The sequence below is a fragment of the Paenibacillus terrigena DSM 21567 genome (assembly GCF_000374845.1).
GTDB lineage: Bacteria > Bacillota > Bacilli > Paenibacillales > Paenibacillaceae > Paenibacillus_K > Paenibacillus_K terrigena.
Genome location: NZ_KB895424.1, coordinates 51,163 through 74,359, shown reverse-complemented (window position 1 = coordinate 74,359; position 23,197 = coordinate 51,163). Strand labels below are relative to the sequence as shown.

Here is a 23,197-nt window from a genome sequence, read left to right as displayed (position 1 = left end):
TCACTTCCTTTACTTCCAAGTAGTCATCCGTTTTTTATACGTATCGGATCTGAATTTCTCAATGTCATGCAGTCCCGAGCTGTTCAATTTATCCTTCATGTCATTGTAGTTCTTCGTAAGCTCATCCTCTGTCTTACTCATAACAGCCTTCGACCATAACGTCTCAATCTGATCGTCAATTTGCTGTTTTGTCATCGTCAACGGATCGTTCGCTGGGATCGTAATGGAGCCCAATGAATTATCGTAGATCGTATCCTTCAGATTGTCGTTCATGATCTTCTTCCATTTCGCTTCATCGTTGAAGTTCTGGTCAAACCAAAGCGTACTTTTGCCGTCATCTTTCATCGTGCCCTGGCCTTCAACAAGCATCAGGTAACCTTGACCAAGCTTATCGGAAGTATCATAATTCCACGTTGCATCAATGATCGCTTTTTTGGCGCTTTCCACCCAACTCCATTTTCCATTTTCGAACTTCCATACTGAATCCTGCTGATTCGGAGCGCCCCAACCAACTAGACGCGTACCCATATCCGTAATCGAGAAATTCATCCATTTGATGATATCCTCTGGATTTTTCGCTTTATCGGTAATAATCGTGAATGATCCGCCACGTGCGTTTTTCGGAGACAAGTAAGCTTTTTCCGCGCTAGCCGCTTTTAGCTTCACTTGCACATAACGTTGATCTTCTGTCCAATTTTTATTTGTCTTCTGCCATACTTCATGGCCCGCATTCCACGACTGCCACCATGGACCAATGTGGCCCATAATACGTTCAGACGAGAATTTTGCCTTCCATTCATCGAATTTGTTGACGAATGTGTCTGGATCAAGCAAGCCGTCACGATAAATTTGATTCATAAATTTCGTGAGCTCCAACCCTTCTTGCGTGTTAACCCAATGAGTCATATCGCCTTCTGGAGAGACTTTGTAACCCGCCTGCAGTCCCCACATACCGGCAAGCGTCGGAACCATTGTATTCGTAACTGGCGCAACACCTGAAAGCGCATACGTTTTCTCGCCTTTCGCATTCTTCGGATGTGCAGCTTGCATCTGCTTCAAGATGTCATAATATTGCTCTGGCGTCTCAAATTTCGGCGATCCCATCGCTACATACCAGTCATTGCGGATATGCGCGCTATTGTCTGGAATCGGCAGCAATCCCCAGTACTTCGGCAGCATGTATAACTTGCCGTCTTCGCTATTGTAAGATTTGAACCATGTCTCTAATTGGCTCTTAATGTTCGGTCCTAGTTTGTCGACATATTCGCCGATTTCGATCGCCTTGCCCTGGTCGACCCATTGCTGTGCCTGGGACTCACTCAGACCCGTGATCACTTCTGGATAGTCGTTGCTCGCGAGCATAAGGTTCAATTTTTCTTTTTGGTCTACATCGTAGACGATATTGTGCAACTTCACGTTAAACTTCTCGAGAATGTACTTTTGCAGTTCTGCTTCGTGCTCTTTAACTTTATCTGGATTGTCCTGTCCGGAGTAGAAATTGATCTCAATTGTCTTGTCAGGCATTTCCCAATTGAATTCATTGAGTTTCTTCTCCACCGGTGTAGTGGTTTGACCCTCGGTTTTATCAGTTCCTTTGTCGGTAGCTGCATCTTTCTCCGTGCCACAGCCTGCAAGCGTTGTTAATACAAGTACAATAGCAATCAATAATGACCAATTTCTTTTCATGCATGGACCCCCTCAAATGTATTCGCTTACATTTTCAACCTCTCCATACAACCTCAATGCACTGTTGGCCGCATACCACCCTTTTACCCGATTATAAATTTACTAAATATATATCGCTTACATTGTATTTATTTAGTAAATTATGATGTCATTTTATCATCCAACTTTGAAATAATCAAGAGACTTGTTGCACAAAAAAGGGTGAAAAAAATAGAGCAGCTTATCCGCTGCTCTTGGGCCATTCTTACTACATTTCTTAAGGCGTGGTAGAAATGTATTTCCCTTTACTGGGAGCCTTTACATCAGCATCAGTTCTAGCCAATTGTCGCCCCGCCTGCCGATAATGCCATATCGTTACCAAGCAAATAGCGGCTGCAATGGTGAAGACCCAATGACCTGGCCATCCTTCATACACGAGGCCTCCTAACCAAGGGCCTAACATCCGTCCAACTGTAGAGGACGCGGCACAAGCTCCGAGCACCTTTCCTTTCGAGCTGCCGTCCGCAGATTCTACCATCCATGCTGGCACAGCCGGGAAGACCAGCACTTCCCCGCAAGTCATGATGATCATCGCGAGCACGAATTGCCAGTACGATGATGCAAAACCGACGAGCAAGAGACCGGCGGCGAAGAAGAAGGTCCCCCACCGAATTTGTGTCTGCAGCGCGATCTGGAACCGACGTATAAGCCATGTTTTGAGCGGATGCGACAGCAGAATAAGCCCGCCATTGACCGTCCATAGCAGACTGTATAAAGCGAAAGAAATTCCCTGCACCTTGGCGTGAAGAGGAACAACCGCAGACCACTGCGAGTAACAGAGCCATGAGACGGCAAAACCGATACAAGCTGCAATAACCGCACGCCCCGAACCGCTGTTCCATAATCGGCCGTTCCGTTGACTTCGCGATGGACTCATTGCGTCTCGATGCCCCTGATGCGGCTGACGTATTAGACCGGCGAACAATACGAAGAACACGACATACAATAACGCATTGCCGAAAAACACAAGCTGGAACGACAAATTCGCCACAAAGCCGCCAAGCGCCGCACCCAGCGCCATCCCGACATTTTGCGACACGAATAGAATATTAACCGCGCGCTGCTCTTCCCCTGGACAGCCTGTTACTGCCATGGCATTTAAGATCGGATAGACGAAGCCGCTGAAAAGACCCAGCAAAGTTAAGAGCACCGCATAAGTGTATAGATCATTCGCCAACCCCATTGCTGCTACCGCACAAGCTGAGCCTGCTATCGCGCAGAGAACGGGAAGCTTGCCGCCCCAGCGATCAAATAGGATCCCCCCAATCAAATTGCCAACAAATGCAGCTCCGCTATTCAGCAGCAGCACTAAACCCGCCATACTTAGCGTCCCGCCGAACTGCTCATGCATATAGAGCGTATTGATGGGCCATACGAGCGTCAGGCCAGTCGATAGAACAATCGCACATAACGATAACCGCCGGAGCAAATGTGTACTATTTAACGTATCCACATGATGTGCATCCCCTCTATTTGTTTTTACTAAAATAGTGTAATTAAATTTACTAAAATATTCAATAGAATTTTCTTCCCTTATCCTTTCATCTCCGCACCGCAGCTCTTCCGAATGATCAACTTCGTTGGAACAGTGACATGCAGCGACACCTCACGGCCTTTCAACCGATCTGCCATCAGCTTCACAGCCGTTACCCCCATTTCCTCTGCGTACACTTTGACTGTCGTTAACGGAGGCGTCACGAACGAGGCCATTTGAATATCGTCAATGCTGACCATTGCAATATCCTCTGGTATTCTCAGTTCTGCTTCATTCGCTGCCTTAATCGCCGCAATCGCCATCGGGTCACTGCCAATTAAGAGCGCTGTTGGCCGTTCCTTCAATTGCAGCATCTGCTGCATCAATCGATACCCTTCTTCGGTTCGCCAATCTCCCACGAATACGAGGTTCGGATCGAACAGCCCACGCTCTTTCATCATAGCTTCATACTCTAACTGACGATGATCTACATTATGTACTCTTCCTTCTGCTTTGCGAATATAGCTCACCCCGCCAATATATCCGATTTTGCGATGCCCCAGTTCGAACAAATGCTCCATCGCGTTTCTTGCAGCTTTCCGGAGATCGAACATCACCGAATCACAGCTATCATTCAGCATATAATCGATAAATACGATCGGCTTCGCATCATTTATCGACTTCTGCACTACATCCAAGTCCACCTTACCGATCACAAGGAGCCCGTCCAATTGTTCGGAATCAACCTCTTGATTATTGTCCATTAACCGAAATACCTTTGTCACATTCATGCCTTGCTTCGCGCATTCTCGCTCGATCCCTTCACGGATCGACAAATAATAAGGATCAGAGAACTCCAGCTGCTCTGAGCACCAAATGACCAGCCCCATGTTCAGCATCTCCACAGCTGTGTCGCCGTTCTTCTTGCGTGCACGATTGCCGCCCTTCTTATATTCAAGTGCCTTCGCAGCATCCAGGATCCGCTGTCTCGTCTCTTCGGATACTTGAAGACTATAGTCCTGATTCAACACCCGAGACACGGCTGCGCTTGAGACGCCAGCTCGATCTGCTATATCTTTAATCGTCGCCATCCGTTCCCCTCCTTCACACGTTACCTTTTACTAAATACCATACCAGTAGTTACAAGGGTGCGCAACACGTTAGAGAACATTGCCGTAACACACAAAAATGACCTCATGACGAGGCTGTCTCTTGCAATCCAATCGATGTTCGGTAATTTCCCCACCCATAACATGACACTCAACTCTCGTTACCATCATACATGATGAAATCGAACAGGCTGTTGGCGTTTTTCAGAACGGTGTGCCGATTATTCCCGCGGGATTGAAGACTTTGCTCGAGACAGGTGCTACGCTGACATAAGTGCAATCGATACCTAAAAAAGGACACCCCGAGGGGTGCCCTTTTCCTGTACGATGACGCTATGCTGCTGCAAATCGCAACTTCATTACTCCGCTAGCACTTTCAACAATCTGCTCAAGAACACAGCTGTCTCTGCACGTGTCGTATTGCCGCTTGGATTGATCAGACCATTATTGCCTTGGATCAGCCCTTGCTCGATCATGCCTGCAATACTGTCCGCTGCATAGTCTGCCACCTTGCCAGCATCCTTGAAGGAATCCAGCGCAGTGAGGTCGCCTTTGAGCTCTTTCGCTTGCGCTACAGCTAGCGCCCGCGCAGCCATGACCATCATATCCTGACGAGATATCTTCGCCTTCGGAGCGAATTGATCTCCGTTCGTGCCTGTCACGATGCCAAGCTGCTTCGCAATCGCTACAGCTTCATGATAGTAAGCTTGTGCATCGACATCCGTAAATGCCGCTCCTGCTTCCGCCTTCAGATTCAGCGCTCTGACCAGCATCAGGACGAAGTCTGCACGGCTTACTTGTTCAGCCGGACTGAATTCGGCAGCAGACGTTCCTTGCACGATGCCTAAGGATGCCAATTGCTCAACTGCTTCCTGTGCCCATGCATGCTTACCGAGGTCTGTGAAGGACGCAGCCAGCCCCATATAGGATACCGCGTAGACACCAGCTTGGTTCGCTTGGAAACGAAGCTGCTTGTCAGCAGCGGAGTATACCGCTCCCTTAACTACGGTTGCAACACCTTGATCATTAATCCATAGAACTCCGATGCTGGAAGCCGACTCTTTGCCTGTTAGTACGTAAGGCACTTTAACCAGTACGGAAGCCTTATCGTTCTTCCAAGCTACCGACTTGCCATCCATTTGTACGGACAATTGTACAATCGGTCGGTTACCCACTTGCGCCTGTGCCGCAGCATTCAAGGATTTGCGATCCCCTGCGCTTACGATCACCCGCACTTGCTTGCCGAGCTCTGACTTCGCGAACATCTGGCCGTTCAATACGGCCGATGCATTCGGCGTGCTTACTTCAATCACCAGATTCGGATTCTCAGCCAAGAATGAAGCTGGAAGATCAAGCGCATAACCTGCAGCATTGCCATTTTTCTTCAGTTCAACGATGACCGTCTGCTTGCCGGATGCATCGGCTTTCGTACCTGTGATCGCCGCCTTCAGATCCTGCTCGCTAATCGTACCCACAGCGGTTGTACCATCCAACTTCGTGCTAACGGTTGCTTTTACAGAACCATCTGCTTGCGGCTGGATGTTGACCGGTGCAGGTGTTGGCGTCGTAGAGTTTCCGTCTGGTCCATTATTAGGGTTACCAGGGGGATTAGGGTCGGACTTCTTATTGTATACGAAGCTAACTTTGACCGACTCACTCTTGCCATCGATCGACAGGAATGCATCATAATTACCCTGTACTGCGGCTTTAATCGTGAACGCGAACTCAATTTTGCCATTCGCCGTGCTTGCCTTCTGTTCTTCGTAATTGATTTTTCCATGTGGATCAAACACTTTTAGGTTGACCAAGGATTGATCAGCGTTCATCACAAGTCCGTTAATTGTTACTTTTCTCGTTGCATTATCAATTGTTGCTTGCACGCCATCAATCGCCTTCATGTCTACCGCACCCGAGAGGTTATAGACGCCAAATTCATAGAAGGAATAGCCGTAATCGGTATTTCTCTCTACCCCTTGGAATTTGATATATCTCGCTGAGATCGGGCTGAACTGAACCGTCTCTTTGCCGTCATGCGCCGTAATGACTCCATCGTTCGGCATGACATTCTTCCAAGTCAGCTTATCGTTCGATACGAGCAGCTTGTAAGTCTTCGCGCGAGCGTACTCCCAATCGATGCGAACGGTATCCATCAGAACCGCTTTACCGAGATCGACTTGGAACCATGTATTATCTACAATCTCACTCGACCATCGGGAAGCTGGGAATCCATCCACCGCTTTGGCTGGTGCATAGTTCGCATTGTTGCCTTCCGTCGACGAGGCCTCTACCGTTTTACCTTGCGCCAAATTGCCTGTCAGGTAATAGACACTTTCCTTCAGCGTATTGTAAGCCTCATCTTTGATCGTGCCTGCTTTCTTGAATTCATCCAGCTTCGTGTTGAAGCCTTTGAGATATTTCGTGACCTGCGCTGCATCTACACCCTCATTACGCTTCATCATTTCAAGATAGTTGTTCAGCGTTGGCGCTACGGTCGGATTCGTGAATTGCTCCGCTTTTTGGAAACGATCCACTAGCGTCTGGATACCAGATGCATTCGTCGTTGCTTCAATTACATAGGATGTTTTCACCATTTTTCCCGCTGTAACGGTGATGACGAGCTCATGTTTGCCGAGTTTGCCTGCGAGCGGAATAACGGTACCCGCTGTATAAGGCTTGCCGTCATACGTCGCCGTCACTTTCGTCAGACCGTCATCCTCTTGGAGTTTCCATGTAAAGGATACGGATTCCGAATCCGGTAGCTTCACGCCGCTCTGGAACTTCTTGCCGTTCATTTGCACGTTCACTTCAGACGGCTCATCGTAATTTTCCTTATAAGTTCCCTTCACGAATTGGTACAGCCAGTCGTACAGAACGCGTGTCGCTGGATCTTTACTGACTGCAGTGTTATATACTGCGTTGTTGCCTTGATAATACGATTTGAAGCCCTCTGTCATCAAACCTGTCTTCGCACCGTTGTTCAAGTAATCGATATACCGCTCGCGGAACACGCCGTCCGTCAGCATCCGATCGTCGAACTCGAGTTCATTGGACATGCCGTACTGCTTCGCCAGGTTCGCGGAATCCTCCAAGCGCTCTTTATCCGTCGGCTCGAAGAAATAGTTCGGCTGGATCGTCACGGCATCGAAGCCGACATCCTTCCACATAAACGCCTTATAAGCGAAGAAGTGCGGAATCCAGAAGAACTTCAGGTCTTGGTCGCTAATCTTCATGCCATGCAGGCTGTCGCTCACCTTGCGGATAAGATCCGGTCCGGACTGGCTTGTGCTGATTTGCTCTTCGAACCAGTACATCCCGACCAGCTCAAGGTTAGCGTAACCTTTTGCTTCCCATCTCGATTTGACTTGCTGCAGCCACCATTGAACCGCTTTTTCACGGTTCGCAAGGGCTTTCTCCTTGCCAACGGAATCATTGAAGTTCAGCGATTCTCCGCCTTGTTCAATTGCTCCGAAATTGGTGATCGATTCACCTGGATCCGGAATCATGAGGACAACCTTTTCCTTCACTCCAGCCTCGTTCAGCGCATCGGATACTTCCTTGGCCGCTGCGTTTAACGCATCCATATCGCCGCCTACCGCAAAGGTTTTATCCAAATACCATTTCCAATCTTCGAGGTAAGCACGCCCGCCGAAATCACGACCCGGATTTGGCGAGTTAATGCCAAGGTACAGGACACCGTCGAAGAGTCGATCCTTTATCTTGCCGTCCTTATCGACATAACTAATGTTCGGAATGATCCGTTCTTTCGTCCAGGTGCCTAGATCATTCGCATATTGCCCGTTGTACAGTAATCCAAGATGCTCGATACCCGCTGTCGCTTCGCCTGCCGCCAAGAATTTCGGCGTCTGCGTCGGAACGGTTACGGCTCCAGCAGCTTTCCCGTCTTCGCCGAGAATTTCAATCTCGTCCACGAAGGTCATCGCACGCGTATGCATTGTAAATGTCACTTTCACATAGCGAGCATAGGCGATTTTCTGATCGGGACCGCTAGCTTTGATGCCGTCTTTGCTGCCATCCCACTGGTATGTCTCGTCATAGGTTCCGTCTCTCCAGAGTTCCTGTGTCGCGCTGTCCTTGAGCAATCCCCAATTCACTTTGTCATCGGAGACATACATCGAGACCGTCAGCGGCACGAGCACATTGTTCGTTGGCCAGCTTTCTAGGAAATGCGCTTTGATCTTCGAGATCGATTTCTTATCACCAAGATCGAATACGACTTCACGCGTTTTCTTCCGCAGATGTCCGACCCACGCCGAATCATTGAAATCCGGTTTGCCGTTGACCATCTTGGCATATTTGCCATCGGTCAGCTTCTTCTGATCATCTGGACGGGATGCCTCAGGTGCTTGCGACCAGGTATAAGGAAGCCCGAGCGCAAGATTGCGTTCCAGAGATGCCGGCTGATCGGACAGTGAATATACGCCAAACTCATAGAAGGAATACCCGTAGCCTGTAGCCCGCTTGACGCCTTCGAATTTGATGTATCTCGCCGTCACCGGCTTGAATTGAACCGTTTCCTTGCCATCCTGCGCTTTAATAATGCCGTCATTCGGCATCACATTGGTCCATTTCTCCTTATCGTCCGATACGAGCAGCTTATACGTGTCGGCGCGGGCACCTTCCCAACTGATGCGGACCGTATCCATCGCCGTCGGCTGACCGAGGTCGACCAGGAACCAGTTCGCATCATTATAACTGCTCGCCCAACGAGTCGCTTGGAATCCGTCCACCGCGTGGGAAGGGATATAATTCGGATTATCATATTCAACCGACGATACTTCAACAGATTTACCTTGAGCCAGACTGCCTGCCAGGTAATAGACGCTTTCCTTCAGCGTCGCATAAGCATCGCCCGCAATGTTCTTCTTCAGTTGATCCAGCTTCGTATTGAAGCTCTTCAGAGACTTCGTGAATTCGGCTGGGTTTACGCCGCCTTCCGCCTGTTTCATAGCTTCTAGGTCGACCTTAAGCGCCGCTGCATCGTTGTTCTTCATTTTCCCGTCAATGACGTAACTGTCCACGAGAGCTATCATCGTCGCAGCATCCGTCTTCACTTCGAACGTGAACGACGTTTTCTTGGATTTCCCCGAAGTGACGGTCACATCCAACATATGCTTGCCAAACATATTCTTCAACGTGATTTCCGTCCCTGCCGTGTAAGGCTTGCCATCATACATCGCAGAAACTTTGATCACACTTGGATCGGCAGCATCTTTAAGGTTCCATGTAAATGCCACTTTCTCGGAATCCGCTAGAACTTGACCTGCCTCAAACGACTTGCCGTTCATCTGCACTTCCACTTCCGGTGGAGCGGCATTGTTGACTGAATAGGTTCCTTTGACATAGTCTCTCAACCAATCATAGAGTACACGATTGGCTGGATCTGTGCTCACCGCACTATCATAAACAGCATTATTGCCTTGGTAGTAAGCGTTGAAGCCATTTGCCATCAACCCAGTCTCCACACCGCTGTTCAAATAATCGATATACCGCTCCCGGAACACGCCGTCCGTCAGCATCCGATCATCGAATTCGAACTCGTTCGTCATCCCATAACGCTTCGCGATGTTTGAAGCATCTTCAAAACGATCATAACCTGTCGGCTCGAAGAAATAGTTCGGTTGGAACGCTACCGCATCGAAGCCAACATCTTTCCACATATAAGCCTTATACGCCAAGAAATGCGGAATCCAGAAAAATTTCATATTGTCCGCATGTACTTGCCCGCTTACAGCCTTTATCAATTCCGGACCAGCTGCATCGATGCCGATCTGCTCTTCTAGCCAGTACATACCAACGAGATCAAGATTGGAATATTTCCCAGCAGCCCAACGATTCTTCACTTCGTTAATATACCACTGCGTCGCCTTCGCACGATTTGAAAGCGCTTGCGGTTCATGACCAGTAAAGTTAAGATTCCCGTCACCAAGATCTCCGAAATTGGACACTCCCTCATCCGGATACGGAATCATGAGCACAACCTTGGTCTTATGATTCGGTTCGCCGAGCTTCACACTGACTTCCACCGTCGCATCATTCAGGTGCTTCATATCGCCATCTGCCGCGAAAGTTTTATTCAAATACCATTTCCAGTCTGCAAGAATGGACGGATCACCCGACCCCGCCCCGAAGCTGCGACCTTCCGGAGAGTTCGTCCCGAGATAAAGGACGCCGTCGAAGAGCCATTCTGTCGGCTGCTTCGTAACTTTATCCACGTAACTGATATTCGGAATAATGCGATCCTTCGACCAATCGCCTTTACCGCCAGCATAATGTCCATTATAGAGCAGCCCTAGATCCTCAATCCCCGCCGTCGCTTCACCAGGCGCCAAGAGCTTCGACTCATGTGACGGCACGGTTACCGCTCCCGCTGCTTGCCCGTCTTGACCGATAATTTCAATCTCATCCACGAGTGTCATCGCCGAAGGATGCATGGAGAACATCACTTTCACGTACCGTGCATATGCGATTTTCGCATCTGGTCCGATCGGTTTAATGCCGTCCTTGCTTCCATCCCACTGGTACGTCTCATCGTATTTGCCGTTATTCCACAGTTTCTGTGTGGCATTATCTTTGAGCAATCCCCAGTTCACCTTGTCATCGGAGACGTACATCGAGACCGTTAACGGCAAGAGCACGTTATTCGATGGCCAATCTTCTAAGAAATGCGCTTTAATAGCCGTGATGGACTTCTTATCTCCGAGATCGAACACGACTTCGCGTGTCTTCTTCAAATGATGTCCAACCCATGCTTTGTCGGATCTATCGTTCGCTCCATATTTGCCATCCGTCAATTTGTTGTCGACGTCCGGATAAGATGCTTCCGGCTCTTCTGACCACTCATAAGACAGTCCTGCAGCCAGGTTGCGATAGACGTCGTTGTATACCGATGCAGTGACGCCCTCTGCGTTAGCAATCGGTTGAACCAATGGATCAACCGGATCGACTCCGCCAGGCAGGTCGGTTGACGTCTGTTCTTTTTTCTGTGTAGGCAGCGCCTCTTCCGCTTGCGCGATCGGCATCATCGTTACGATCATGATCGCAGCCATGATTAGCGCAACCCATTTTCTACTCCTTCTCATATCGTGCTAACTCCCTTCTGATTCTTGAGTCAAGAAACATCAAACTCCCAAATGGTATGCGCTTCCATTTCAGCTTACCTCGATGCTCTTTCCTCCCTTCCGAGATTCCGACACGTCATAGAAGCTTATAACATATGTAAATGTCCTTACAGTAACATTATGAAATGTGGCCTTCCTTTCAAATAGATAATTTATGACATTGGGTATACACTTGTTGACATGAAGGCCCTCATGTCGCGTTTTTATAGGTATAAAGATAGCGTTTACCTCCTTAGGTCCTACCTTTTCTCTCTTAACTGTACAACAAAAAACTCCCGGCATGATAGACCGAGAGTTTCGCGTAATCGTGACATCTCATATTAAACCCACAGCCGTAAGAGGTTGTGGATTTACATGGTGAGTGCAGATCATGACACTAGTGCTGCTATGGGAGTAGTCTCGGTGAGCAGACTCAAACACCAGTGCTGCTACGATTGGATATTCCATGAGATGATATCCATCATCGGTATTACGCTGAAAGACGATATGGGGAATATGTCCGAGGTCAAGCATATGACTGTAACGAAATTCATCAAATAAACAGGTAGCACTTTCCCATACAATTAAGATGAAAACCCGACCTCAATCCGGTCGGGTTTTGTGCCATTTTTCCAATTACACTTGCTTAAACTCGATCCAATCAATCTGCATGCCTGGTTTGACAAAATCAAACTTCAGTTCATATACGCCTGTTTCCAGTTCGATTTTCAGCAGCTTCAACTGGATCCAACTGCCTTCTGTACCGTTGGTTTGAATCGTCGTCACCGTCTGATCGTTCAAGGTTACGTTACACGCGCTTTGAGCCAACTCGTTATCCGGTGACATGACATGAGCAAAGATCCGATATACCCCAGCCTGTTCAACCTTCATCAAGGTGGACCCTGTCGCAGAAACTGTAACCTGTGCATTGTGGGATAATGCTTGCGCTTGTTCCGACGAAAGCGTTGGATTCGCTTTGAAAGCTAGGATTGTTTCTTCAATCACTTGCTCTCTGGAGAACACCGGTGCTTGCATCAAGAACTCACAAATATTCGTAGCACAGCGCTGCAGCTCACCGCGGGTTAAGGAGCCGTTTGCCAAGGATTCAATCGTATTGTCTCCCCAAATATTCGTCTCCGCGCCGTAGTTACCCACAACCATATACAGATCGTTTTGTGCACGGACCATCATATTCGTAAGTTTCCGATCCGCAGGCCCTCCATGAACAACATCATTCATGATCGCCCACCAATCCGTCATCACGATGCCTTTGAAGCCCCATTCCCCACGCAGAATTGTGGTGTTCAAATCATAATTCGACGCAGCCCAATGCCCGTTAATAGGATTGTAGGAGGTCATGATCGAATTTGCACCGCCCTGTTTGACCGCGATTTCAAATCCTCTCAGATAAATCTCCCGGAGGGCGCGCTCAGATACGATGGCATTTACCTTGCTGCGGTGCTTCTCCTGGTTATTGCAGGCGAAATGCTTCAACGTGCCATTCGAGCCGCCTTTCATAATACCGCGCGTGCACGCTGCAGCGAACATCCCGGAAATGAGCGGATCTTCCGAGAAATACTCAAAATTACGCCCATTCAGCGGACTGCGCCGAATATTTAATCCCGGTCCAAGCAAAGCGTCGATGTTATTGCTTAATAATTCTTGGCCTTCCATGACGTAAAGCTCTTCGACCAATTCGGTGTTCCATGTTGCAGCAAGTAAGGTTCCAATGGCCACTTGCGTCGCCTTCTGACCGCTATCCATCCGAATCCCAGACGGACCGTCCGCCGTACAGGCAACCGGAATGCCGTAACTCAATAATGGATCACTTACACCCCCGAAGGCTGAAGCTGTACCCGGTGTGACGAGCGGACTGCTCATACCTTCTCCTCTAACGATGGCGGCAAGATCCTCATCGCTAAGCTGAGCGATAAAAGCTTCCATGCTCACTCTCTGGTCATAAACGTCCCTTAACCTATACCCTTGGTTCCCCGTCTGCTCCAGCGTCTTAGGAAGATTCTGCTCGATCCGTTCCGCCATCGAAACCTTGCGTGTCGACACCTCTGCATAGGTAAGTTCATAGGTACCGTCTTCATTCCGAGTGCCCGGTTTCATTCGCGTAAAGCTTTCCGTTGGCGCCATCGCCTCTTGCAGCTGTTCTATAACTTGAAGGGTCTCCACGATGTATCCTTTTTGTCCTTCAACGTCGATTTCAACGACATTCTTGACACTATTCCCCACGTACAGGTGATAGGTTCCGGCTTCCAACACATAGGCGGAAGGATGCCCTGTCACTCCGACGTCATCATAAGAAGCCATCGCATGAATAGGGAAACTCACGGTAAGACGCTGCGATTCGCCCGGCTGAAGCTCCTTCGTCTTTTCGAATGCTGCCAAGACTCTTGCCGGTTGGCCCAGCTTCCCTTGCGGCGCTTCATAATAAACTTGAACGACCTCTTTACCTGCAAATTCGGCTCCCGTATTTTGTACAGTTACGCCGATTTCAATGTATTGTTTCCCCTCTTTGACGGCCAGCTTGGCTTCCTCAGGCATTATGCTAAATACGGTGTAAGATAAGCCATAACCAAATTCAAACTGGACCTTATTGGGTTGAAACGTTTCGAAAAAACGGTAACCGACGTAGATATCTTCTTCATACACGCTTCTTAGCTCATGGCCGTAGTTGCGAGTTGAAGGATAATCGTCGATCGAATACGCAATCGTATCCGTTAATTTACCGCTCGGTGTCACGTCACCAGCCAGCACGTCTGCAATAGCATTGCCGCCTTCCATGCCGCCATGCCACGCGTAGATCACGCATGAAATCGGGTGCACGTAGCTGGCATCGTTCATCCAGCTCATATCAATAATATTCGATACGTTGAGTACAACAGCCGTTTGTTCAAAATGTGTGGTCACCCGCTGCAGCATTGCTTTTTCTTCTGCCGTCAACTGGTAACTTCCCGGCGCATCAGCGTTATCCTGATCTTCTCCTGCCGTACGTCCGATCACAATGATCGCCTTGTCGGATTTGTTTCTTGCTTCCTTCACCAGCTCATCGGTTAGAGGCATCTCCTTCTGGTGCCACGGCTCAGCCGCCCAACCGCCTCCGCCATTATCGAATGGATTCTGCTCAATCCATTTCTCATATACCGCTGCTAACTCTTCATTGACGGTGATATTCTCTTTACTCCGAAGACCGTCTAACAGATTGGTTGTATGGGTAACATGGACACTGCCGCCCGAACCTGTACCGCTGCGATAATAGTTCACTTGGGTTCTGCCAAAAATCGAAACGTTTCTCCTAACGGGAAAAAAATTCCCATCATTCTTTAGCAACACAGCACCTTCTGCGGCTACTTTTCTGCTAAATTCAGCAAAGCCTTCTAATGGAACTCCAAATTTTTGGTTTTTCAATACATTCCCTCCACGATATTAATTAATTTATAACACTTATAGATTACTTCCATTCGTCTTAGTATCATAGTAACAAATCTATAGACAAATATGGAAGGCAAATCTCGCTGTAAATCAATAATATTGCGGAAATATTCGTTCCCAAAATGAAAACCTGACCTCATGGCCAGGTTCCTATCATTCCGTTCACTTCAATTTTTGCAATACATAATCGATACGATTCGATTAGAGACATTGGGAACAAATAAGGACAAGAACGGCATGTTCAGCCGCAACACATCATTTCCAACAAGAAAATATACCTAAAACTCAGTTCGCATCGCGAGACAATTCACATTATGTATGTACAGTCTTCGCTGCCAAGCGCATAAAGGGCTGTCCTCTGTTATCTTCGATGACTGGACAGCCCTCTTCGTGTAGCCCGTTCGTCAGACTATTTTTTAAGAACAGAAAATCCTTTTTTCAGGTTCAAATCTTTGAACATTTGATCAAACTTCTTGCCGTCAGCTGATTGAGGATCAAACGGGTTGGATTGAGGTGTTGTTAACACATATACCATACCGTTTGCCTCAGCAAGGGTACCTCCGATTTGGCTCTTGTCATCATCGGAAAGCTTGTTCCAATCGTTCTGTGCGAAGACAGAGATGGTAATTAGCGATTGGGAATCTTTTTTATCCTTCGTTGTGTAGTCAAAGTAAACGACATGCTTGGCCGAAGGGAACATGCTGTCGGACTTTTCAGCGCGCACCTTATAGTTACCATTCCAAGAGGAAGGTATTTCTACACTGAAGTTTGCTTCGGTATTTTTGTAAATCGAGCTTTTCACCTGATCCTGAGACGAATTCGATTCTTTCTTAGGCTGCTCTATTTTGACGTTAAACAGCTCCCATTTGCCCTGGTTCCACTTCCAATCGGAGGTAACGTAAGCGATTGTATCCGAAACGGTAGTTCCAACTCTCTCAACCCCTTGCAACGTGTAGGCGCCTTTTTTGTTCAGAACGATTGGTTTCAAGTCAATGAAAGCATTTCCCTGCACGCCGACCTTACCTTTGGCAAGCCCTGGCTGTGGAAGTTCTGCAGGCTTGTTGTTCTTCAAAGTGTAAATATGGCTGGTTTTATAACCGCCGCTTCCGCCTGTATCGGCAGTAACCATAATATCAGCCACTTTATCATTGGTAAGATCCGGAACGAGGAGCTGAGGAGAATACCCGCCGTCATGGAGCGAAATAGAGGTCGTTTTCTTTGACTTACCATCATTAATGACAAGCAGCAATTCCTCATTATATATATCGCTTGCCTTCTCCTTCTGGCCATAAAGTGTGATGATGTCCGCTTTTTTGTCACCAGTCACGTCGACTTGTTTTTGCACCAGCTTGTGCATGTTGGTTGGCAGCTTAAAGCTATTATTGCTTGCGGCCATAGCGGTTCCGCTGAGTACGAGCGATGCAACCATAGTACTTGTAAGGATTTTTTTGAAGTTCATGTTGATTCCTGCTTTCTTTTTTAGGATGATGAGATGTTCTCTTCTTGATACAGTACTGACGTTACAGCGGGTTCAAAAAGTTTGACTTGTAAAAATTCCCTGCTCAACTTAATCATCCATTAACAAATGGAAGATATACTATTCATAAAGCAACATCCACTTCATTCATCAAAGAAAGGAACTCACCATATGGGGATTCATACGTATTTCCAATCACTAACGGATTTAGAGCGAATTATTCGATGCCCGGGTAAGTTCAAATTTCAGGCGCATAGCGTATCCGAGCATTCTTGGAAGGTCGTTCAATATGCCAAAACCTTGGCAGATATTGAAGAAAGCAACGGCGCCACTGTCGATTGGAAGAAGCTATATGAAATCACGAGCAGTCATGATTACGGGGAAATTTTCATTGGCGATATCAAGACTCCCGTGAAGCACCATTCCCTGGAGCTTCGAGCGATGCTGCAGCAAGTCGAAGAAGGCATGGTCGCGCATTTCATTGAGGAGCATATTCCGGATGAATTCAAACCCATCTTCCGCAGGCAGCTGCGCGAAGGTAAAGACGATTCCTTGGAAGGGCTCATCCTAGAGGTCGCCGATAAAATGGATCAGGTCTATGAAGCTTTTGCAGAGCTTCAGCGAGGAAATACTGAGAAAGAATTTATCGTGATGTACCGTACTGCGCTAATCAAAATCAAAGGAATCCAGCTTCATTGCGTCGATTATTTCCTGCAGCATATTCTACCCGATTTGGTTCGTGAAGGAACACGGTCTCTGATTGATATCGAAGGCATTACGAATGAGGCGTTATCCTCTTAGCTGACTACCAGCCCCTCTTTCGTCCCCACGTTTTATGGCCTACCGAAGAGAATTCAATGCAAATAAGCCAGCCTCATAAGGCTGGCTTATTCATATATCCACATCATGCAATCCAAATGATGCTGCTCCTACAACTTATTCAAACGGGGGGACAGTTCCCATGGATGGGGGCTGTTTTTTTTCATTGCTAAATTGTTCTATTTTTACACAGTATCCATGTTATCGACTATAAGGAGGAATATGCCAAAAACAAAGGACAGCCACCCTCGAGGGAATGGCTGTATTAAACTTTTGAAACGCTATATTTCCTTCACAGGACGCAGCACGGCATAACCATACCCCTCCGGGAAATGTCTTTGGTAATCATACTTTGTTCCTTCATCCCAGACAAATCCCATCTCAGTTGGATCAAAATTCCATGTCTTTTGCTCAACAATGCTCATGACTTCTCCATTAGCTCTTAAGTAATCAAAGGGTGGATAGAAAAACGCCAAGTAATCGGACTCCGGAATGTCACGACATTCCATCCCTTCCGGAATCTCTCCGTCATATTCGGAGGCCACTGGTATGCCATAGAGATATCCCTTCTGCCCATCCTGATAGAACCAGCCTGCAGTCTGTCCCAACTGTCCGGGAAGACAGAGATGGGACATGCTATCCAGCGTTCCGCTTATCTCATCGTAATTATGTTCGTTGTTCCAGAAATCTCCGTAATTCTGGGAAGAAATATCCCATATCCCGATAAATTTGTGTGCAGGTATACGCTCAATTTTAATTTCTACTTCTTGCAAATTAACCTCAACCATCTTGCCCCTCTCCTTCACATTGAAATGATAAGGAGAGAACACTTCAACACGAATAGCCAACGGAATAGGCCGCGGTACTCTTCGATATACAGCCGGAGTAACATGAAAAGCTTTCACGAATGCCCGGGTAAAAGCCTCTTGTGAGGAAAATCCATACTTAATAGCAATATCAAGAATACGGGCATCCGTATCCCTCAGGTCAAGGGCTGCACAACTAATTCGCCTCATCCATATATAATCTCTCAATGTCATTCCTGTTAGAGAATGAAACTTCTTAGTGCAGTAATAAGGTGAATACCCCAGTTGCTCGGACATTTTCAACAATGTAGGAGTCGAGGTGAGGTTATTATCGATCCAACTGATCATGAGCTGAACCATTTCGTTCCATTCGTACATGTAGCTTCCCTCCTTTCGACTCCATCATACCAAGCAGGATAAAGACATATTTGACTTGAGTTGCAGGTATTCCTGCAGGCTAATTATCTTGTATCTAAACTGATCATAATTAAAAAACCACCTACCAAAGCTAAATGGCCGATGGCTCTTCATACTACTAAAATGGAAAGGTTCGAATCATCGTATGCATCTCCTTTTACAAAGAATGGTGATATTTTTCTTTTGTCCAAGACACATAGGCTTCTACTTGTGCAATCACAGTTTTGATGTCACCTCTTACTTTGCCTTTATTCCGAGAATTACTAGCAAACGCTCATATTGATGGATTCGTTGTTAATGTCCACACAACTTGTACATGATTACACTATTATATCTATATGATGCACTACACAAACAAGCACAAATTTGAACATTAGGTTGGTGATATGCCTATGATCTATACAGCTCTTGGGGATTCCATTACATTTGGGAAAGATGCCTCCTCCAAAGTAAATGCTTATCCCCAATTGATAGTATCTGCATTAAACACACGCTCCCGTAAGGTTACTGGGCATGTTCTGGCTCGGTCTGGTTGGACCAGCAAAAATTTATTAGATGCAGTGTTATGGCGAGGCGCCTCAATGATTCATCAATCGGATGTGGTTTCTATATGGATCGGAGGAGTAGATTTAGCGAATGCCGCGATTTCTTCCCTTAGAAGCCAATCCCCCTTACCTGCCAAACAACTTGCAACTAACTACAGCCGAAATTTATGCTCACTTCTCACTCTGATCAAAAAAAGAAGCCGTGCCCGAATCATTTGCTGCACGCAGTACAATCCATTTCCGAACAGCTCTCTTGCAGTCGAGTCGATCAGCCAATTTAATCGTATCATACAAGACACAGCTCGTCGTTATGATGCCACAGTAGCCCCTGCTCATATGTGGTTTGAAGGAAGACAGGCCAATCTTATCTATGGATATCGCAACGGAAAAATTGAAGATGCGTTAAGCGGATCTCTGCCCATTCACCCCAATGATCGGGGGCATCGCCTGATTGCAACGGGATTGAGCCCGTATCTTATCCACGGAAAGTAATCACTATCCGCCGCGCGGCCTGAACCCAGGGTTCGCCCCCCCGAGACTCCTCCAATGCAAAAAGGACACCCAGACCTCATGCGGTCTGGGTGTTCAGCTTTTTGGTGGAGGCGAACCATGGCTTGGAAAATCCACCATTCGGCTTGGTCACGATAACATAATAGTACGCCGTCCACAGTTGCCATCGGTGCGGCATATGTTTCTCAACAACAGGGGGACATGGCCATGAATACACGCCTGTCCCCTTTTGGAGTTTTTCTGGAATTCTAGGATAATCAATGTGCAATAATATCAGCACGTTATCATTGGAATTACAGGATATTGCAGTCTTCCTTACCCCAATATGCTCGCATGCTGGTAATTTTGCCGGATTCATCAAACGTCATGACATCGATGACATTGATATTGACCGTATGACCGTCCATGGCACTTTCTACCACAAATGCCATCGCTGCCGAGTTGCTATGGGATCCGCGGATTGGGGCAGCCAATTTAAGTTTGCTACCCATAGGTATAACCTTCTGATAGAATGCGCCAATGGCCTCCTTGCCTTGTAACGGTGGGGAACCGACTGGGTCCTCGACCGTCGCATTTTCGGCATAGAGCGCAAGGACTGCATCTGCATCTTGGGCATTAAATGCGTCGAGGTATTTTTGCATTACGGCTTTCATTTCGGATTGTGTTGACATATTATTCGTTCCCTTCTCAATTTTAATTTGGGTAAAACTGTCTGTTCCCTTTAATTGGATGTTGAGCACCAATTCCCTACTGTGCTGAATATCCCCCATCAATCGGGAGTTCAATGCCTGTTACAAATTTAGATTCATCTGAAGCAAGATATAGGACACCTTCAGCGATGTCTTCCGGTTTCCCGAGGTATGGAAGAGGCGTAGCTGCCTTAAACCAGTTCAGCATCTGCTCATTCGAAAAGAATGCCTCTGTCATCGGTGTTTCAATATAGCCCGGATGAACGGAGTTCACTCGGATATTTTGCTTAGCATAATCAATAGCTGCCGCCTTTGTGAAAAGTCGAATTGCTCCTTTTGAAGCTGTATAGGCACCGGCTCCACTGCCGCCAGTTAATCCAGCAATGGATGAAATGTTAACAATGGAACCACCCCCATTTTCCAGCATTACTGGAATCACATGTTTCATGCCAAGAAAAGTGCCTGTTAAGTTGATGTCGATCACTTTGTTCCATTGTTCAAGTGGGGTATCAATAAGCGGTATATTACTGGTAATACCCGCATTGTTCACGAGGACGTCCACTTTACCAAAGGCTTTAACCGTATCTTTAACCACTTGAATCCAGTTATCTTCGGATGCCACGTTATGGTAAAAGCCAATTGCATCCCCGCCATTTTCCTTGATGATAGCTACGACTTGATTAACTTTGTCTTCCTGCACATCTGTTACGACTACTTTGGCTCCTTCTTTTGCGAAAAGAATTGCCTCCGCTTTTCCTTGCCCTCCGGCAGAACCCGTAATAATTGCAACTTTATTTTCTAGACGTCCCATTCTTGTCACTCCTTTTTTGTCACATTTTTTTCCACTTAAACACAGCATCGAGTAAATTCAAAAATCATATGCCACTCTACAACTACGATGATTTATTTTCCTACCACCTCCCTTCATTTTAGTTGGTAACCTGATAGTACGGGACCGTATTATATGAGCAAAAGATACGACTTCTATGTTTGTTCTTAAGCAAAAAGAAGAAAAGTGTAGGACAGAGAAATATAGTTCGTAACCTGATAATGCGGGACCGAACTATTTACGAAAAAAAATTAACCTTTCTGTCCTTCTAAACTGCGCTTCAACTTCACTAATAGTTGAGCCAATAAATCCTGTTCCTCTTTTGTTACGTCACTGGTAATTTTGTCAGCAAGGGCTGCATAGTAAGGCTGCAGCGTATTCATGAGATTTACTCCCGCTTCTGATATAGAAATAAGGGTAATTCTGCGATCATCCCCTTCTCCTTTATAGATCAAGCCGTCACGTTCAAGACCATCCAGTAATCCGGTCATCGTTGATCTCGAAACACCGGAATTTTTCGCTAATTCAGATGGCATCATTGGCTTTTCTTCACTGAAAAGTGTCTGTAGTACTTTTACTTTCGCCACTGAAAGTCCAAATTTGGAAAGATGAACAGTTATTTCTTTAAATATTTCATGCGAACTCTCCATGAGGAAAATAAGAGTCGTTAACGATTGGGTATCTAATTGAGTATGTTGTTTCGACATTTTTTCTTGGTTAAAAATAATATTATTCTCTCTATTTATATCGATATTGTCCACCATCTTATTTGTTTGTAACCTTATTATATATGACCAAATGATTTTCTTCAAATTGTCGCAGGAACCCCTGAATAATTCCTAAATTAATTACAATAATGAAGAAGGAGAATCAAAAAGAATGCATAATAAAAGATTAAAGAAAACCATTACGTAGGAGGTAATAATCATGGGCAGAATAGTTCATTTCGAGATTCATGTAGATGACATGGAGCGTGCCAAGAAGTTTTATGGAGAGGTATTTGGATGGACATTTGAGGATTGGAGCACTTATGCTGGAATGCCCTATTTTGGAGCTGTTACGGGCACTGAAAATGAACTTGGAATCAACGGGGCTTTGATGCAACGTCAAGGGGCCTCTCCAGAACCAGGTCAGGCTATGAATGGTTATGCATGTACAATTGGAGTGGGGGACTACGATTCTACTGAAGAAAAAATTGTTAGTCTTGGAGGCAAGGTCGCATTACCAAAGTACGCACTCCCCGGAATGGCTTGGCAAGGGTATTACATTGACACTGAGGGAAATGTATTTGGCATCCATCAGCCAGATAAGAACGCAAAATAATATTTTTCATTGCATAGGCAAAAGCCCGATCGTGTGAGGTCGGGCTTTTTAACTGAAGGCGGACTGAACCCCTGACAGGGGCAACCCCTGTCAGAAGATCACGCCACACAAAAAGAGAGCTTTTAAAGCTCTCTATAGGCTGGCTGCATCTTCCCTTGAGTAGGCTGATCCTCTTGGTACTCATAATATTGCGGCTGAACCGTCGCATGTATTTGTGCTTCCACTGGTACTGACGGCTGCTGATATGGCTCATCCACATACATGATTCTGCGCTGAACTTGCATGAGCCCGTTCACGACGCGAAGCGCGATCCAAAAAAGTACAAGGCCAACTCCTACGTACAACAGATATTGCTGATTATAGGTCCAATCTATATGAAAATAACTAAACAAGCTATTCTCTAAAATATCAAGCTGCATTTCATTCATCAAAATGATATGCACGACTGGAAGAGCAATCAATCCTAGTCCTAGCGAAATCACCGTTACCATAATAGTAAAGAATACAATGCCTGTTATAAATCTAAGTAATACGAGTAGCAGGTTTCGAATAAATAGCGCCCCGTCAAAACCTCTCATCATTCGCATCAACCAGTTCTGCCCAGCTTCAGACTGTCGGTTGTAGGTTAATGAAACAGGTGGCGTAGGTAAACCTAAAATTTGTCTAATTATGTTTTGTTCAAAATTCACAATCCCATTCAACAGCTTAGCTACTCCAAAAAACAGCGGTATTCCGATAAATATTGGGGTTAAACTGATGGATAGTGCAAGTCCCGTTATCGCTACTGAAAAATAGATAATCCCTAATGGGAGGGATAACAATAAATAGAGAATCGTTGCATAGGTTTTTGGATTAAAAAGCACCCAACGCACCTTCCCTGACTGCGCCATTGCTGTCGCGTCTATTCCCTTCATT

The 23,197-nt window shown here is 46.5% G+C and carries 16 protein-coding genes; 4 read left to right on the top strand and 12 right to left on the bottom strand.

Features of this window, described 5'->3' with window-relative positions:
• Positions 1-9: 9 nt before the first annotated feature.
• The 4 genes from C558_RS0125445 to C558_RS34830 all read right to left on the bottom strand — a co-directional run bounded on the left by C558_RS0125445 (position 10) and on the right by C558_RS34830 (position 11,408).
• Positions 10-1,686: a type 2 periplasmic-binding domain-containing protein gene (locus C558_RS0125445; RefSeq protein WP_018759121.1), complete on the bottom strand. Its 1,677-nt coding sequence runs from the start codon at positions 1,684-1,686 to the stop codon at positions 10-12.
• Between the two features lie 256 nt (positions 1,687-1,942).
• Entirely contained in the window at positions 1,943-3,178 is a 1,236-nt protein-coding gene (locus C558_RS31890) for an MDR family MFS transporter (RefSeq protein ID WP_018759120.1), read from the bottom strand.
• A gap of 80 nt (positions 3,179-3,258) precedes the next feature.
• Positions 3,259-4,290 carry a LacI family DNA-binding transcriptional regulator gene (locus tag C558_RS0125435; RefSeq protein WP_018759119.1) on the bottom strand — a complete coding sequence of 344 codons (1,032 nt, stop codon included), beginning with the start codon at positions 4,288-4,290 and terminating at the stop codon, positions 3,259-3,261.
• A gap of 377 nt (positions 4,291-4,667) precedes the next feature.
• Complete coding sequence (locus tag C558_RS34830; RefSeq protein WP_245583875.1) at positions 4,668-11,408, bottom strand: DUF4855 domain-containing protein; 6,741 nt, start codon at positions 11,406-11,408, stop codon at positions 4,668-4,670.
• Between the two features lie 441 nt (positions 11,409-11,849).
• On the opposite strand from C558_RS34830, the gene C558_RS0125425 reads away from it, so the two are divergent.
• Positions 11,850-11,987, top strand: a complete 138-nt coding sequence (locus C558_RS0125425; protein WP_156826259.1) for a hypothetical protein — start codon at positions 11,850-11,852, stop codon at positions 11,985-11,987.
• Positions 11,988-12,062: 75 nt separating this feature from the next.
• On the opposite strand, the gene C558_RS0125420 is transcribed toward C558_RS0125425, so the two are convergent.
• Positions 12,063-14,843 carry a glycoside hydrolase family 3 C-terminal domain-containing protein gene (locus C558_RS0125420; protein ID WP_018759116.1) on the bottom strand — a complete coding sequence of 927 codons (2,781 nt, stop codon included), beginning with the start codon at positions 14,841-14,843 and terminating at the stop codon, positions 12,063-12,065.
• A gap of 433 nt (positions 14,844-15,276) precedes the next feature.
• Complete coding sequence (locus C558_RS0125415; protein WP_018759115.1) at positions 15,277-16,326, bottom strand: hypothetical protein; 1,050 nt, start codon at positions 16,324-16,326, stop codon at positions 15,277-15,279.
• Positions 16,327-16,515: 189 nt separating this feature from the next.
• On the opposite strand from C558_RS0125415, the gene C558_RS0125410 reads away from it, so the two are divergent.
• The gene (locus C558_RS0125410; RefSeq protein ID WP_018759114.1) at positions 16,516-17,145 is read left to right on the top strand and encodes an HD domain-containing protein; all 630 of its coding nucleotides are present in this window, start codon (positions 16,516-16,518) and stop codon (positions 17,143-17,145) included.
• Positions 17,146-17,444: 299 nt separating this feature from the next.
• Here C558_RS0125410 and C558_RS0125405 read toward each other — a convergent pair whose 3' ends face one another.
• Positions 17,445-18,347: an AraC family transcriptional regulator gene (locus C558_RS0125405; protein ID WP_018759112.1), complete on the bottom strand. Its 903-nt coding sequence runs from the start codon at positions 18,345-18,347 to the stop codon at positions 17,445-17,447.
• A 431-nt stretch (positions 18,348-18,778) separates the two neighbouring features.
• Here C558_RS0125405 and C558_RS0125400 point away from each other — a divergent pair, with 431 nt between their 5' ends.
• Complete coding sequence (locus C558_RS0125400) at positions 18,779-19,423, top strand: SGNH/GDSL hydrolase family protein (protein WP_018759111.1); 645 nt, start codon at positions 18,779-18,781, stop codon at positions 19,421-19,423.
• A gap of 76 nt (positions 19,424-19,499) precedes the next feature.
• Here C558_RS0125400 and C558_RS34000 read toward each other — a convergent pair whose 3' ends face one another.
• The 4 genes from C558_RS34000 to C558_RS31875 form a co-directional block, all read right to left on the bottom strand.
• Positions 19,500-19,658 carry a hypothetical protein gene (locus C558_RS34000; RefSeq protein ID WP_156826258.1) on the bottom strand — a complete coding sequence of 53 codons (159 nt, stop codon included), beginning with the start codon at positions 19,656-19,658 and terminating at the stop codon, positions 19,500-19,502.
• A gap of 76 nt (positions 19,659-19,734) precedes the next feature.
• On the bottom strand, positions 19,735-20,211 hold the full coding sequence (locus tag C558_RS0125395; protein ID WP_245583874.1) for a steroid Delta-isomerase: 477 nt from the start codon (positions 20,209-20,211) through the stop codon (positions 19,735-19,737).
• On the bottom strand, positions 20,189-20,941 hold the full coding sequence (locus tag C558_RS0125390) for an SDR family NAD(P)-dependent oxidoreductase (protein ID WP_018759109.1): 753 nt from the start codon (positions 20,939-20,941) through the stop codon (positions 20,189-20,191). Before C558_RS0125390 ends, C558_RS0125395 begins: the two co-directional genes overlap by 23 nt.
• A gap of 269 nt (positions 20,942-21,210) precedes the next feature.
• A complete protein-coding gene (locus tag C558_RS31875; RefSeq protein WP_018759108.1) occupies positions 21,211-21,771 on the bottom strand; it encodes a MarR family winged helix-turn-helix transcriptional regulator in 561 nt (186 codons plus the stop codon).
• A 115-nt stretch (positions 21,772-21,886) separates the two neighbouring features.
• Between C558_RS31875 and C558_RS0125380 the strand changes: the two genes are divergently transcribed.
• Positions 21,887-22,282, top strand: a complete 396-nt coding sequence (locus C558_RS0125380) for a VOC family protein (RefSeq protein ID WP_018759107.1) — start codon at positions 21,887-21,889, stop codon at positions 22,280-22,282.
• 122 nt (positions 22,283-22,404) lie between these two features.
• Here C558_RS0125380 and C558_RS0125375 read toward each other — a convergent pair whose 3' ends face one another.
• Positions 22,405-23,196, bottom strand: coding sequence for a sensor domain-containing protein (locus C558_RS0125375; RefSeq protein ID WP_018759106.1), 792 nt, complete (start codon positions 23,194-23,196; stop codon positions 22,405-22,407).
• Between the last annotated feature and the right edge of the window lies 1 nt (position 23,197).